The sequence below is a fragment of the Nocardioides sp. QY071 genome, from assembly GCF_029961765.1.
Lineage (GTDB): Bacteria > Actinomycetota > Actinomycetes > Propionibacteriales > Nocardioidaceae > Nocardioides.
Genome location: NZ_CP124681.1, coordinates 549,286 through 563,305, shown reverse-complemented (window position 1 = coordinate 563,305; position 14,020 = coordinate 549,286). Strand labels below are relative to the sequence as shown.

Sequence of the window (14,020 nt, the reverse complement as noted above, 5' to 3'; positions counted from 1 at the left end):
GGCGGTCACTGCTCGGCCCCCTTGAAGTCGCCGCGGTAGTAGTCGTCGTCGGAGCCGAGCAGCTGCGGGTGCGGCGGCTGCTCCATGCCGGGCAGCAGCGGCGCCAGCAGGTCGGACTTCTCGTAGATCAGGCTGGCCCGGCTGTCGTCGGCGAGCTCGTACTCGTTGGTCATCGTCAGCGCCCGGGTCGGGCAGGCCTCGATGCACAGGCCGCACAGGATGCAGCGCAGGTAGTTGATCTGGTAGACGCGGCCGTAGCGCTCACCGGCGCTGTAGCGCTGGGACCTCCCGTCCGCGTCGAGGGTGTCGTCGTTCTCGGCGCCCTCGACGTAGATCGCGTCGGCGGGGCAGGCCCAGGCGCACAGCTCGCACCCGACGCACTTCTCGAGGCCGTCGGGCCAGCGGTTGAGCTGGTGGCGGCCGTGGAAGCGCGGCGCGGTGGGCAGCTTCTCCTTGGGGTACTGCTCGGTGACGACCTTGCGGAACATGGTCCGGAAGGTGACCCCGAACCCGGCCACCGGGTCCCAGAGCTGCTCCTTGAGGGAGGGCCCCTTTGTGCGGTCGGTCGCTTCGCTTCCCCGCTGCTGCGCATCGCGCGGCTGGTCAGCCATTGCTCACCCCTGAATCGCGGACGGTCTCACTGACGGTGGCATCGGTGCGGAACACCAGCGGCGCGGCGGCACCGCGGACGGCGCCACCCGCCGGCATGGGCGGCACCGGGAAGCCCCCGGCGCGTGGCTCGACGGGCTCGGCGGTCGCCTCGTCGTCCTTCTCCGGGACGAAGAAGGTCAGCAGCAGCACGGCGAGCACCACGCCGCCGATGATCAGCCAGAACTGGGGGTTGCTGCCGAAGCCCTCGTCGAACACGCCCTCGTTGCGGGCCGCGCGCATGGTGGCGACGGCGACGATCCACACCAGCGAGACGGGGATCAGCCGCTTCCAGCCGAACGCCATGAACTGGTCGTAGCGCAGCCGCGGCAGCGAGCCGCGCAGCCAGATGAAGATGAAGATGAAGAACAGCACCTTGCCGAAGAACCACAGCACCGGCCAGTAGCCCTCGTTGGCGCCCGCCCACACGTGGTCGATCCAGAACGGCGCGTGCCAGCCGCCCAGGAAGAGGGTGGTCGCCAGTGCGGAGACGGTGGCCATGTTGATGTACTCGGCGAGGAAGAACAGCGCGAACTTCAGGCTGGAGTACTCGGTGTGGAAGCCGCCGACCAGCTCGCCCTCGGCCTCGGGGAGGTCGAACGGCGCACGGTTGGTCTCACCGACCATGGCGATCGTGTAGATCACGAACGACGGCAGCAGGATCAGCCCGAACCACAGGTCGTCCTGCGCGGCGACGATCTCGCTGGTGGACATCGAGCCGGCGTACATGAACACCGCGACCAGGGCGAGGCCCATCGCGACCTCGTAGGAGATCATCTGCGCACTCGAGCGCAGCCCGCCCAGCAGGGAGTACGTCGAGCCGCTGGACCAGCCGCCGAGGACGATGCCGTAGATGCCGATCGACGCGATCGCCATCACGAAGAGCACGGCGACCGGCATGTCGGTGAGCTGCAGCGGGGTCTGGTGCCCGAAGAAGCTCACCTCGGGCCCGAACGGGATCACGCTGAACGTCACGAACGCCGGCACCACGACGATCACCGGCGCGAGCACGAAGACCACCTTGTCGGCGGCCTTGGGGATCAGGTCCTCCTTGAAGGCCAGCTTCACGCCGTCGGCCAGCGACTGCAGCAGGCCGAAGGGACCGTGCACGTTGGGGCCGATCCGGTGCTGCATCCGGGCGACGACCCGGCGCTCCCACCAGATGTTGAACAGCGTGAGCAGGACCAGGATGACGAAGATCAGGAGGGTCTTCAGCCCGACGACCCACCAGGGATCCTTGCCGAACAGACCGAGCGACTCGCTCACCCGTGCACCCCTTCCGCTCCCGTGATGGTGACCGTGGCGCCCGGGGACGCCAGGTCGGCGAGGACGCCGTTGCCGACCGAGTTGGCCGGCACCCAGACCACGCCCTCGACGAGGTCGTCGCAGATCTCGGCCGGCAGCGTCATCGAGCCGCGGTCACCGGTCACGGTGACCGTCGGGCCGTAGCGGTCGAAGTCGGCCGGCGTGACCAGGGCGACCGGCGTGCGGGCGGTGGCCTTGAGGAACTTGTCGCCGTCCTGCAGCGAGCCGTTGTCGAGCAGCTGCTTCCACGTGGCCAGCCGGACCGTCGAGTTGCCGCCTTCTCGCTGTTGAGTTGCCGCAGACTCGCCCGGGGCCGCCGGCAGGCCGACGCGCTCGCCGTCCCACGGCCCGAGCTGAGCCATCTCGGCTCGGACCTCGTCGACGGTGCGGAACCCGAGCGGGGTGCCCATCTCGTCGGCGATGCCGGCGAGGGCGCGCAGGTCCGGCAGCGAGGCCGGGTTGTGCAGGGCGGCCTCCCACGTGCGGACCCGGCCCTCCCAGTTGACGAAGGTGCCGGCCTTGTCGGTGGTCGGTGCGACCGGGAAGACGACGTCGGCGCGCTCGGTGACCTCGGTACGACGCAGGTCGAGCGCGACCAGGAAGCCGGCGGCGTCGATGGCGGCGCGGGTGGCGGCGGGGTCGCTGGTGTCGTCGGGGTCGACGCCGGCGATGACCAGGCCGCCGAGCTCGCCGGCGCCGAGGGCGGCGACGATCGCGTCGGCGCTGCGGCCCTCGGTCTCGGGCAGGTGCTCGACGCCCCAGGCGGCGGCGACGTCGATCCGGGCGCCGGTGTCGCCGACCGGACGGCCGCCGGGCAGCAGGGTCGGCAGGCAGCCGGCCTCGAGCGCCCCGCGGTCACCCGCGCGGCGCGGGACCCAGGCCAGCCGGGCACCCGTGGACGCGGCGACCTCGGCGGCGGCGGTGAGCGCGCCGGGCACGGTGGCCAGCCGCTCCCCCACCAGGAGGACCGACGTGGCGTCCAGCTCGCCGGCCAGCGCCCGCAGCGCGGCCGGCTCGTCGCCGGGCGCGGTCGGGACCACGCGGGCGGACAGCTTGTCGAGGCCGCGGGTCGTGAACGGCGCGAGGCTGATCACCTCGGTGCCGCCGGCGCGGACCGACTTGCGCAGCCGCAGGAAGATCGCGGCCGCCTCGTCCTCGGGCTCCAGGCCCACGAGGACGACCGACGCCGCGGACTCGAGGTCGTCGTAGGTGACACCGCCGTTGCCGGGTCCGGTCAGCACCACCGACGCGGCGAGGAAGGCCGCCTCCTCGGCGGAGTGGGGGCGGGCCCTGAAGTCGACGTCGTTGGTGCCGAGCGCGACTCGGGCGAGCTTGCTGTAGGCGTAGGCGTCCTCGGCCGTCAGCCGGCCGCCGGTCAGTACGCCGACGCCGCCGGCCGCCTTCGCGGCGGCGAGACCGCGGGCGGCGACGGTGAACGCCTCGGGCCACGAGGCCGGGCGCAGTGAGCCGTCCTCGTCGCGGACCTGCGGGTAGGTGATCCGGTCGTCACCCTGCGTGTAGGCGAACGCGAACCGGTCCTTGTCGCTGATCCACTCCTCGTTGACCGCGGGGTCGTTGCCGGCCTGGCGGCGCAGCACGGCGCCACGGCGGTGGTCGACGCGGATCGCGGAGCCGCAGGCGTCGTGCTCGGCGATGCCCGGCGTCGAGACCAGGTCGAAGGGGCGGGACCGGAACCGGTACTGCTCGGAGGTGAGCGCGCCGACGGGACAGATCTGGATGACGTTGCCGGAGAAGTACGACAGGAACGGTGCGTCCTCGGCGATGCCGATCTGCTGCTGGGCGCCGCGCTCGACCAGCGCGATGAACGGGTCGCCGGCGATCTCGTCGGCGAACCGGGTGCAGCGCTGGCACACGATGCAGCGCTCGCGGTCGAGCAGCACCGTCGGCGAGAGGTTGATCGGCTTGGGGAAGGTGCGCTTCACGCCGCGGTTGCGGTCGTCGGAGAAGCGGGACTCGCCGCGGCCGTTGGACATCGCCTGGTTCTGCAGCGGGCACTCGCCGCCCTTGTCGCAGACCGGGCAGTCGAGCGGGTGGTTGATGAGCAGCAGCTCCATCACGCCCTGCTGCGCCTTGTCGGCGACCGGGCTGGTGACCTGGGTGCTGACGACCATGCCCTCGGCGACCGGCAGCGTGCACGAGGCCTGCGGCTTGGGGAAGCCGCGGCCGTTGCCGGCGTCGGGGACGTCGACCAGGCACTGGCGGCAGGCGCCGACGGGCGCGAGCAGCGGGTGGTCGCAGAACCTCGGGATCTGTACGCCGACCTGCTCGGCGGCCCGGATCACCAGGGTGTCCTTGGGGACGCTGACCTGGACGCCGTCGATGGTGACGGTGACGAGATCGGTCTTCTCGACTTCCCCGGTCGTCATGCCGAGACCTCCGTTCCGGACCACGCGGTGGACCGCGCCGGGTCGAACGGGCAGCCGCCCTGCTCGAGGTGGGCGAGGTACTCGTCGCGGAAGTGCTGGATCGAGCTGGACACCGGACTGGTCGCGCCGTCGCCGAGCGCGCAGAAGGAGCGTCCGAGGATGTTGTCGCACTGGTCGAGCAGCTGGTCGAGGTCGGCCTCGCTGCCCTGGCCGTTCTCGAGGCGGGTCAGCGCCTGCACCAGCCACCACGTGCCCTCGCGGCACGGGGTGCACTTGCCGCACGACTCGTGCTTGTAGAACTCCGTCCAGCGCAGCACCGCACGGACCACGCAGACCGTCTCGTCGAAGATCTGCAGCGCGCGGGTGCCGAGCATCGAGCCGACGGCTCCGACGCCCTCGAAGTCGAGGGGGACGTCGAGGTGCTCGGCCGTGAGCAGCGGGGTGCTCGATCCGCCAGGGGTCCAGAACTTCAGCTGGTGGCCCTCGCGGATGCCGCCGGCGAGGTCGAGCAGCTCGCGCAGGGTGATGCCGAGCGGCGCTTCATACTGGCCCGGAGTCCGCACGTGCCCGGACAGCGAGAAGATGCCGTGGCCCTTGGACTTCTCGGTGCCCATCGAGCCGAACCAGGCCGCGCCGTTCTTGACGATCGCCGGCACGGACGCGATGGACTCGACGTTGTTGATGACCGTCGGGCTGGCGTACAGGCCGGCGACCGCGGGGAAGGGCGGGCGCAGTCGCGGCTGGCCGCGGCGGCCCTCGAGGCCCTCGAGGAGGGCGGTCTCCTCGCCGCAGATGTAGGCCCCGGCACCGGCGTGGACGACGACGTCGAGGTCGTAGCCGGAGCCGTGGATGTCCTTGCCGAGGTGGCCGGCGGCGTACGCCTCGGCGACGGCGGCCTGGACCCGGCGAATGACGTGGACAACCTCGCCGCGGATGTAGATGAACGCCTTGTTGGCGCGGATGGCGTAGGAGCTGATGATGACGCCCTCGACGAGGACGTGGGGGTTGCCCATCATCAGCGGGATGTCCTTGCAGGTGCCCGGCTCGGACTCGTCGGCGTTGACGACGAGGTACTTCGGCTTCGGGTTGTCCTGCGGGATGAACGACCACTTCATGCCGGTGGGGAAGCCGGCGCCGCCCCGGCCGCGCAGGCCGCTGTCCTTGACGGCGGCGATGACGTCGTCGGGGCTCATCGCGAAGGCGACGTCGAGGGCGGAGTAGCCGCCCTTGCCTGCGTACGTCGCGAGCTTCCAGGACTGCTCGGCGTCCCAGATGTCGGTGAGGACCGGGGTCAGAATGTCAGCCACGGAGTGTCCTCTCCCGGTTGTTGAGGAGCGAGCGCCAGCGAGCGTCTCGAAACACGCTCATGCGTCGCTCTCCGACTTCTGTGCGGCCTCGACGGCGGGCGTGGCCGCCGGATCGGGGGCGTGCCAGCCGCGCTGGCGGGCGATCTCGAGGCCGGCGAGCGACGCGGAGCCCGCGGAGGGGCCCTCGTCGACGCGGCCGTCGGGGAACCCGGCGAGGACCCGCTCGGCCTCGCGCCAGGTGCAGAGCTTGGGTCCTCGGGTCGAGCTGACCTCGTGGCCGGCGCGCAGTGCCTCGACCATCTGGACCGCCGACTCGGGGGTCTGGTTGTCCATGAACTCCCAGTTGACCATCACCACCGGCGCGTAGTCGCAGGCCGCGTTGCACTCGATGTGCTCGAGGCTGACCGTGCGCGAGTCGCCCTGGCGCTGGACTGCGACCTCGTCGTTGCCGATCTCGAGGTGGTCCTCGAGCCGCTGGAGGATCGCGTCGCCGCCCATCACCGCGCACAGCGTGTTGGTGCACACACCGACGTGGTAGTCGCCGACGCCGTGGCGCTTGTACATCGTGTAGAAGGTGGCGACGCCGTTGACGTCGGCAGCGCTGATCTCCAGGATCGCGGCGCAGGCCTCGATGCCCTCGGGGGTGATCCGGCCCTGTACCGACTGCACGAGGTGCAGCATCGGCAGCAGGCCCGAGCGCGGCTCGGGGTAGCGCTCGGCGATCTCGCGCAGCTCGGCGATCGTCTTGTCGTCCAGCTGGTTGGCGCTGGGCTGGGTGCTCATCGGTCGACGCCTCCCATGACCGGGTCGATGCTCGCGATGGCGACGATGACGTCGGCGATCTGGCCGCCCTCGCTCATCACGCCCATCGCCTGGAGGTTGTTGAACGACGGGTCGCGGAAGTGCGCCCGGAAGGGACGGGTGCCGCCGTCGGAGACGACGTGGGCGCCGAGCTCGCCGCGCGGCGACTCGACCGGCACGTAGGCCTGCCCGGCCGGGACCCGGAAGCCCTCGGTCACCAGCTTGAAGTGGTGGATCAGGGCCTCCATCGACTCGCCCATGATGTGGCGGATGTGATCGAGGCTGTTGCCCATGCCGTCGCTGCCGATCGAGAGCTGGCTGGGCCAGGCGATCTTCTTGTCGGCGACCATGACCGGTGCGCCCTCGAGCCGGGCCAGCCGGTCGGCGGCCTGCTCGATGATCTTGAGGGACTCGTGCATCTCGTTGAGGCGCACCCGGAACCGGCCGTAGGAGTCGGAGGTGTCCCAGGTCTGTACGTCGAAGTCGTAGGTCTCGTAGCCGCAGTAGGGCTGCGCCTTGCGCAGGTCGAAGCCGTAGCCGGTGCTGCGCAGGACCGGGCCGGTGAGGCCGAGCGCCATGCAGCCCTCGAGGTCGAGGTGGCCGACGTTCTCGAGGCGGGCCTTGAAGATCGGGTTCGCGTTGCACAGCGCGGCGTACTCGGGCAGGCGCTTCTTCATCAGCGCGACGAACGAGCGGATCTCGTCGAGCGCGCCCGGCGGCAGGTCCTGCGCGACGCCGCCGGGGCGGATGAACGCGTGGTTCATCCGCAGGCCGGTGATCAGCTCGAACAGGTCGAGGACCAGCTCGCGCTCGCGGAAGCCGATCGTCATCACCGTCAGCGCGCCGATCTCCATGCCGCCGGTGGCGATGCACACCAGGTGGGAGGAGATCCGGTTGAGCTCCATGAGCAGGACCCGCATGATCTGGGCCTTCTCGGGGATGTCGTCCTCGATGTCGAGCAGCCGCTCGACGCCCAGGACGTAGGTCATCTCGTTGTAGAACGGCGAGAGGTAGTCCATCCGGGTGCAGAACGTGACGCCCTGGGTCCAGGAGCGGAACTCCATGTTCTTCTCGATGCCGGTGTGCAGGTAGCCGATGCCGCAACGGGCCTCGGTGACCGTCTCGCCCTCGATCTCGAGGATCAACCGGAGCACGCCGTGGGTCGACGGGTGCTGCGGGCCCATGTTGACGACGATCCGCTCGGCGGCATCGCCCTCGCCCATGTCGGCGGCGATCTCGTCCCAGTCCTGGCCGGTGACGGTGAAGACCTTGCCCTCGGCGGTGTCGGTGCCGTCGGCGTAGAAGTCGGTGCTCATCAGTTGTAGCTCCTCCGCTGGTCCGGCGGTGGCACGCTGGCGCCCTTGTACTCGACGGGGATGCCGCCGAGCGGGTAGTCCTTGCGCTGCGGGTGGCCCGGCCAGTCGTCGGGCATCAGGATCCGGGTCAGCGCCGGGTGGCCGTCGAACCGCAGGCCGAACATGTCCCACGTCTCGCGCTCGTGCCAGTCGGCCGCGGGGTAGACCGGGACGAGGGACGGCAGGTGCGGATCGGCGTCGGGTACGGCGACCTCGACGCGGACCCGGCGGTTCCAGGTGAACGACATCAGGTGGTAGACCGCGTGCAGCTCGCGGCCGGTGTCACCCGGGTAGTGCACGCCGCTGACCCCCGAGAGCAGTTCGAAGCGCAGGCTCGGGTCGTCGCGGAGCTTCTTCGCCACCTCGCTCAGGTGGTCGCGGTGGACGTGGAAGGTGATCTCGCCGCGGTGGATCACGACCTGCTCGATCAGCGGGTCGAGCACGTCGGCGACCTTGTCGAACCAGCCGCCGTAGGGGCGCTGCGCCGCACCGGGTAGGACCACGGGAGCCACCAGGCCGCCGTACCCGCTGGTGTCGCCGGAGCCCTTGACGCCGAACATGCCGTGGCGCTCGCCGACCGCACGGACCTCGAGGCCCGGCTCGCCGAGCGCCTCGGGAGCGTTCTCCGGGGACTGCTCGACCGCGGGCTGCTCGACCGCCTTCTCGGGACCGGCGGGCTTGTCGTCGCTCACCGGAGCATCCCCCTCATGTCGCTGGTGGGAAGGGCGACCAGGCCCTCGGCCTCGAGCTCACGGATCTGCGCCTGGCGGTTGGCGCCGAGCGGGGTGTGCTGGACCTTGTCGTGGAGCTTGAGGATCGCGTCGATGAGCATCTCGGGGCGAGGCGGGCAACCCGGGAGGTACATGTCGACGGGGACGACGTGGTCGACGCCCTGGACGATCGCGTAGTTGTTGAACATGCCGCCGCTGCTGGCGCACACGCCCATCGCGAGCACCCACTTGGGCTCGGCCATCTGGTCGTAGATCTGGCGCAGGACCGGGGCCATCTTCTGGCTGACCCGGCCGGCCACGATCATCAGGTCGGCCTGGCGCGGGCTGGCGCGGAAGACCTCCATGCCGAACCGGGCGAGGTCGTACTTCGGGCCGCCGCTGGTCATCATCTCGATCGCGCAGCACGCGAGCCCGAAGGTCGCCGGCCAGAAGCTGGCCTTGCGCATGTAGCCGGCCAGGCCCTCGACCGTGCTCAGCAGGACTCCGCTCGGGAGCTTCTCCTCGACACCCATGGTCAGTCCCAATCCAATCCGCCGCGACGCCAGACGTAGGCGTAGGCCACGAAGACCGTGGCGATGAACAGCACCATCTCGATCAGTCCGTACCAGGCCATGGCGTCGAAGCGAACGGCCCACGGGTAGAGGAAGACGATCTCGATGTCGAAGACGATGAAGAGCATCGCGGTGATGTAGTACTTCACCGGGAAGCGCCCCGTCAGCGCCTGGGGGGTCGGCTCGATGCCGCACTCGTAGGAGTCGTACTTCGCGCGGTTGTAGCGCTTCGGCCCGACCAACGTGCTCATGACGACCGACCCGACCGCGAACAACGCGGCCAAAGCCGCCAGCACCAGCACCGGCGTGTAGAGCTCCATGAGCCTCCCTCTCGTGATCTTGTGAACAGAATCACTAGTGGCGTGCCACACATCCTGCCACTGCCCGGAGGCCTCGTCACAGGGGGGTGGTCATCGGGGGCGTCCGATGCGCCCGGCGACGCCGAAACCGGCCCTGACCTGCGGATTTAACGCACGAGAGGGTTGCGTAATTCAGGGTCTCGGGATGCGCTGGACCCACGTGTCCGGGAACAGCTGGCGCGGGATGGTGAGCCACTGCCGGCTGGCCTCGTCGCGTGCCAGGACGACGACGGATCCCGGTACGACGCGGGCCAGTCGCGCCCAGGGCAGCTCGCTGGCGCCGGCCGCCGTCTCGAGGCGCAGCGCCTCGTCCGTGGCCTCCGCCGCCGCCGTGGCGCCGACCGGGTAGGCGGCCAGCAGCATCCGGCGCACGGAGCGGCGCGCGCTCACCCAGAGCCAGGCTCCCATCGCGACCCCGAACACCGGACCCAGGAGGAGTCCGGGCGTGCCCCAGCGAGCCGAGCCGAACACCGCCATCGCACAGGCGGCGAGCACCACGAGGTAGAGCGCGAGCCGGCGCCACAGCTGCCAGGTCGACGTACGGACCAGCGCAGCCTGCTCGGCCTCCGTGACCGTCCACTCGACGCGGTCCACGGACGACTCCACGGGCCGGTCAGGCCGTCGCGCGGTGCAGGGCGACGATGCCGCCCGACAGGTTGCGCCACTCGGGCCTGCTCCAGCCCGCCTCGCCGATCAGGTCGGCCAGCCCGCGCTGGTCGGGCCAGGCGCGGATCGACTCGGCCAGGTAGACGTAGGCGTCGGGGGCCGAGGAGACGGTGCGGGCGACGGCGGGCAGCGCCTTCATGAGGTACTCGATGTAGACCGTGCGCCACGGGCTCCACGTGGGGTGGCTGAACTCGCAGACCACCAGCCGGCCGCCGGGCTTGGTGACCCGGCGCATCTCGGCGAGCCCGGCCAGCGGGTCCACGATGTTGCGCAGGCCGAACGAGATCGTGACCGCGTCGAAGGTCGCGTCGCGGAACGGCAGCTTCGTGCCGTCACCGGCGGTGAACGGCAGGTGGGGCAGCTGCTTCTTGCCCACCTGGAGCATGCCGATCGAGAAGTCGCACGGCACCACCTCGGCGCCGGCGTCGAGGAACGGCTGGCTGGAGGTGCCGGTGCCGGCAGCGAGGTCGAGCACCCGGTCGCCGTACGACGGGTCGACCGCGGCGAGGACGTCGCGCCGCCAGCGACGGTCCTGCCCGAAGGACAGGATGTCGTTGGTCAGGTCGTAGCGCCGAGCGACGGTGTCGAACATCCGTCGGACGTCGGCGGGCTGCTTGTCGAGCTCTGCACGGGCCACGCGGCGTCAGGCCCTTCCGGTGAGCTCGAGCACCTTGTCGACGTACGACGCGACCTCGTCGGGCGTCAGGCCGTTGGTGTAGAGGTCGTAGGTGAGGCCGTCGACCTCCTTGCGGCACTGCACGCGGTAGTCGGCGCCGGTGGGCTTCTGGTCGGTCGGCGTGCCGGTGGTCTGGTCGACCGGCTCGTTCCATGCGATCGCGCAGTGGCTGCCGTCGATCACCTCGAGCGTGTAGTGCGAACCCGACTCGTCGACGACGAACGGACCGCTCGGGTTGACCAGCCCGGCGTTGCCGGGGACGACCGTCACCGCGATCTGCGCCGGGATGGACTGGGACGAGGAGGAGGCGGCGGGCACGTCGATGTAGGCGCGGACGGCGGCCTCGTCGTACTGCTCGGCGAGGATCTTGCGGGTCTCCTCCTCCGACTTCGCGGCGCGGTCGGTGAAGGTCTTGATCTGGGCCGCCTGGTCGGGCGAGGTCGCGCCGGCCTGCTCCGGCGTGATCGCCTGGAGCGCGACGAAGCGGTCGTCGAGCTTGGTCGGCAGCGTGGGCACCGCGGCCGGGTCGTCGACGACCTTCGGGAGGCCGACGCCGAAGCCCACGGCTCCGGCGAGGAGGAGGACGCCGGAGGTGGCGCCCACGACTGTGGATCGAGCGATCGGCATCAGGCCATCATGCCGGGTCGACCTGAGCGTGTGCTGACCGGCCCGTCCAGCGACCGCCGGCGGATCAGAGGTCGGCGCCGTCGGCCAGCCGGGCGTACTCCTGGCCCGCGGCCTCGAGGAACCGGCCGAACTGCGCGTCGGCGACACCGAGCCCCTCGGCGGAGAACACCCGGTCGTGGATGGCGACATTGCGCGGCGCACCGACCTCCCGGGCGAAGTCGACGCCCTCGGAGACCCGCATCCAGGGCGCGCACACCGGCGCCAGCAGTACGTCGACCGCCGCCTCCGGCGCGACCAGCGCGTCGCCGGGGTGGAACACCGTGCTCTCCCCCGCGGTCAGCAGGTAGCCGCTGTTGTGGAAGCGCGGCAGCTCCGGGTGGATCACCGCGTGCAGCTCGCCCACCGCCCGGATCGCGAACCCGCCGATCGTCCAGGCCTCGTCGGGGGCGACCACGGTGACCCGCTCGAGCAGGTCCGGCGCGTGCTCGCGGATCTGGGCGGCGACGGCGTCGATGGTGAAGATCGGCGCGTCCGTGGCCCGCAGGTGGTCGGGCGCGTAGTGGTCGGGGTGCTCGTGGGTGACCAGCACCGCGTCGACGCCCTCGACGGACTCGCGCTGGCTCCACACGCCGGGGTCGAGGACGATCGTCGTAGGGCCGTGCTCGAGCCGGACCGCGGAATGACCGAACTTGGTGAGGCGCATGCCGTCCACGTTAGCGGCGGCTCCAGGCTCAGCCTGGCTCAGCCGGTCTGGTGGTGCACGTAGCACCAGCGCCAGTCCTCGTCCGGCTCGACCGAGCGCATGACGGGGTGCTGGGTGGCGCGGAAGTGGGCCGTGGCGTGCCGGCTCGGGGAGGAGTCGCAGCAGCCGACCTCGCCGCAGGACAGGCACATCCGCAGTGCGACCCAGCGGGTGCCCTCGGCGAGACACTCGGTGCAGACCGGGTCGTCCGGCGGGTCGAGCAGCGGCGCGTCGGCGAGGTGCTCGCAGCCGTCGTTGCGCTGCATCCGGCTGGTGGCGCGCAGGTCCGCGCGGGCGGCCTCCGCGGCGTCGAGCATCGACTCCTCGACGTCGAGCATGGCCAGCACCTCGCTGACGATCTCCGAGGGCACCGACCCGGTGGAGCGGATCTCCAGCACCCGGCGGCGCTCGGCCTCGATCATCTCGCCGCGCCAGCGTGAGTACAGGTCGCTCGGGCTCTCCTCGCCCTCGGTGGTGCCGAGGCGCTCCCAGGCGGCGAAGTTGCGCTGCTCGATGCGCTGGATGATCAGCGCGCGGACCTGGTGCGGGTCGTCGCAGTCGACCGCGAGCTCGTCGAGCCGGTGGATGCCGGCCTTGGCCGCCTGCTGGAGCAGGGTGGCCCGGGCGAGGGCGTCGTCGTGCGGGTCGGGCGAGGGCACGTGGAGCCTGCGGGCCAGGAGGGGCAGGGTCAGGCCCTGACCGAGAAGGGTGCCGGCCACGACCGTGAAGGCGACGATCAGCAGCACCTCGCGGTGCGCGGTGTCCTCGGGGACGGTGAACGCGGCGGCCAGGGTGACCACGCCGCGCATGCCCGCCCAGCCGATGAGGAAGGAGTAGCGCCACGAGCGCTGCTCCCCGGTCACCGGGTCCGGGCCGTGGCGCAGCAGGAAGGCCTGGCCGGCGAACACCCACACCATCCGCAGCACCACCACGGCCACGAACACGGCGGCACAGGCGACGGCGACGGTGCCGACACCGAACTCGCTCTCGCCGACCTCGGCCAGCAGCCAGTCGGCCTGCAGCCCGATGAGGAGGAAGACCGTGTTCTCCAGGACGTAGGCGATGGTGCGCCAGTTCATCCGCTCCGCGATCCGCGACTGCGCGGTCTGCAGCACCGGCGCCACGTGCCCGAGCGCCAGGCCCGCCACCACGACCGCGACCACGCCCGAGGCGTGGATCCGCTCGGCGACGATGTACGCCGCGAACGGGATCACCAGCGAGATCGCGGTGTCCATCAGCGGATCGGTGACCTTCTTGCGCAAGAAGCCGACGACCACGAACGTCAGTGCCCCGATCGCCACCCCGCCCCCGGCGGCGATGACGAAGTCGCGCCCGACCTGCCAGGCGGTGACCGTCGTACCGATGGCGGTGACGGCGGCGCGCAGCGCGACCAGCGCGCTCGCGTCGTTGAACAGCGACTCGCCCTCGAGGATCGTGACGATGCGCCGGGGCAGCCCGATCCGGCGGCCGATCGCGGTCGCGGCGACCGCGTCGGGCGGCGCGACGACCGCGCCGATCGCGAGCGCCAGCGGCCACTCGACGTCCGGGATGACGAGGCGGATGACGGCGGCGACGCCGAACGTCGTGAACGCGACCAGGCCCACGGACAGCAGCAGGATCGGACGCCGGTTGGCGTTGAAGTCGACGAGCGAGGTGTTGACCGCGGCCGAGTAGAGCAGCGGTGGGAGCAGGCCGAGGAGCACGACCTCGGGTTCGAGGCGCAGCTCCGGCACCCCCGGGACGTACGACGCCGCGACGCCCACCACGACCAGGGTCAACGGCGCCGGGACCTCGAAGCGCTCCGAGATCGCGGTGACCGTCAGGACCGTGGCCGCGATGGCGATGAGCAGGAAGGCGATCTCCAC

Annotated in this window: 14 protein-coding genes; all 14 read right to left on the bottom strand. The window is 71.0% G+C overall.

From position 1 onward, the window contains the following. Positions 1 to 5 precede the first annotated feature (5 nt). The 14 genes from nuoI to QI633_RS02620 all read right to left on the bottom strand — a co-directional run bounded on the left by nuoI (position 6) and on the right by QI633_RS02620 (position 14,020). A complete protein-coding gene (gene nuoI / locus QI633_RS02685) occupies positions 6 to 611 on the bottom strand; it encodes an NADH-quinone oxidoreductase subunit NuoI (protein WP_282428000.1) in 606 nt (201 codons plus the stop codon). Next, positions 604 to 1,914 carry an NADH-quinone oxidoreductase subunit NuoH gene (gene nuoH, locus QI633_RS02680; RefSeq protein ID WP_141800506.1) on the bottom strand — a complete coding sequence of 437 codons (1,311 nt, stop codon included), beginning with the start codon at positions 1,912 to 1,914 and terminating at the stop codon, positions 604 to 606. Before nuoH ends, nuoI begins: the two co-directional genes overlap by 8 nt. After that, entirely contained in the window at positions 1,911 to 4,340 is a 2,430-nt protein-coding gene (locus QI633_RS02675; protein WP_282427999.1) for an NADH-quinone oxidoreductase subunit G, read from the bottom strand. The genes nuoH and QI633_RS02675 overlap by 4 nt, the downstream gene beginning before the upstream one ends. Further along, entirely contained in the window at positions 4,337 to 5,647 is a 1,311-nt protein-coding gene (nuoF, locus tag QI633_RS02670) for an NADH-quinone oxidoreductase subunit NuoF (protein WP_222117931.1), read from the bottom strand. Before nuoF ends, QI633_RS02675 begins: the two co-directional genes overlap by 4 nt. A 57-nt stretch (positions 5,648 to 5,704) precedes the next feature. Beyond that, a complete protein-coding gene (gene nuoE / locus QI633_RS02665; RefSeq protein ID WP_141800508.1) occupies positions 5,705 to 6,430 on the bottom strand; it encodes an NADH-quinone oxidoreductase subunit NuoE in 726 nt (241 codons plus the stop codon). Beyond that, a complete protein-coding gene (locus tag QI633_RS02660) occupies positions 6,427 to 7,764 on the bottom strand; it encodes an NADH-quinone oxidoreductase subunit D (protein ID WP_141800509.1) in 1,338 nt (445 codons plus the stop codon). The genes nuoE and QI633_RS02660 overlap by 4 nt, the downstream gene beginning before the upstream one ends. Continuing rightward, positions 7,764 to 8,495: an NADH-quinone oxidoreductase subunit C gene (locus tag QI633_RS02655; protein WP_282427998.1), complete on the bottom strand. Its 732-nt coding sequence runs from the start codon at positions 8,493 to 8,495 to the stop codon at positions 7,764 to 7,766. The genes QI633_RS02660 and QI633_RS02655 overlap by 1 nt, the downstream gene beginning before the upstream one ends. After that, positions 8,492 to 9,046, bottom strand: a complete 555-nt coding sequence (locus QI633_RS02650; RefSeq protein WP_141800511.1) for an NADH-quinone oxidoreductase subunit B — start codon at positions 9,044 to 9,046, stop codon at positions 8,492 to 8,494. Before QI633_RS02650 ends, QI633_RS02655 begins: the two co-directional genes overlap by 4 nt. A 2-nt stretch (positions 9,047 to 9,048) precedes the next feature. Beyond that, positions 9,049 to 9,405, bottom strand: a complete 357-nt coding sequence (locus tag QI633_RS02645) for an NADH-quinone oxidoreductase subunit A (RefSeq protein ID WP_141800512.1) — start codon at positions 9,403 to 9,405, stop codon at positions 9,049 to 9,051. Between the two features lie 171 nt (positions 9,406 to 9,576). Then, complete coding sequence (locus QI633_RS02640) at positions 9,577 to 10,038, bottom strand: hypothetical protein (RefSeq protein ID WP_141800513.1); 462 nt, start codon at positions 10,036 to 10,038, stop codon at positions 9,577 to 9,579. Between the two features lie 19 nt (positions 10,039 to 10,057). Then, positions 10,058 to 10,747 (bottom strand): demethylmenaquinone methyltransferase, encoded by a 690-nt coding sequence (locus QI633_RS02635; RefSeq protein ID WP_141800514.1) that lies wholly within the window; start codon positions 10,745 to 10,747, stop codon positions 10,058 to 10,060. A 6-nt stretch (positions 10,748 to 10,753) separates the two neighbouring features. Further along, positions 10,754 to 11,413: a hypothetical protein gene (locus tag QI633_RS02630; protein ID WP_282427997.1), complete on the bottom strand. Its 660-nt coding sequence runs from the start codon at positions 11,411 to 11,413 to the stop codon at positions 10,754 to 10,756. Positions 11,414 to 11,477: 64 nt separating this feature from the next. Next, entirely contained in the window at positions 11,478 to 12,116 is a 639-nt protein-coding gene (locus tag QI633_RS02625; protein WP_282427996.1) for an MBL fold metallo-hydrolase, read from the bottom strand. A gap of 38 nt (positions 12,117 to 12,154) precedes the next feature. Beyond that, positions 12,155 to 14,020, bottom strand: coding sequence for a Na+/H+ antiporter (locus tag QI633_RS02620; protein ID WP_282427995.1), 1,866 nt, complete (start codon positions 14,018 to 14,020; stop codon positions 12,155 to 12,157).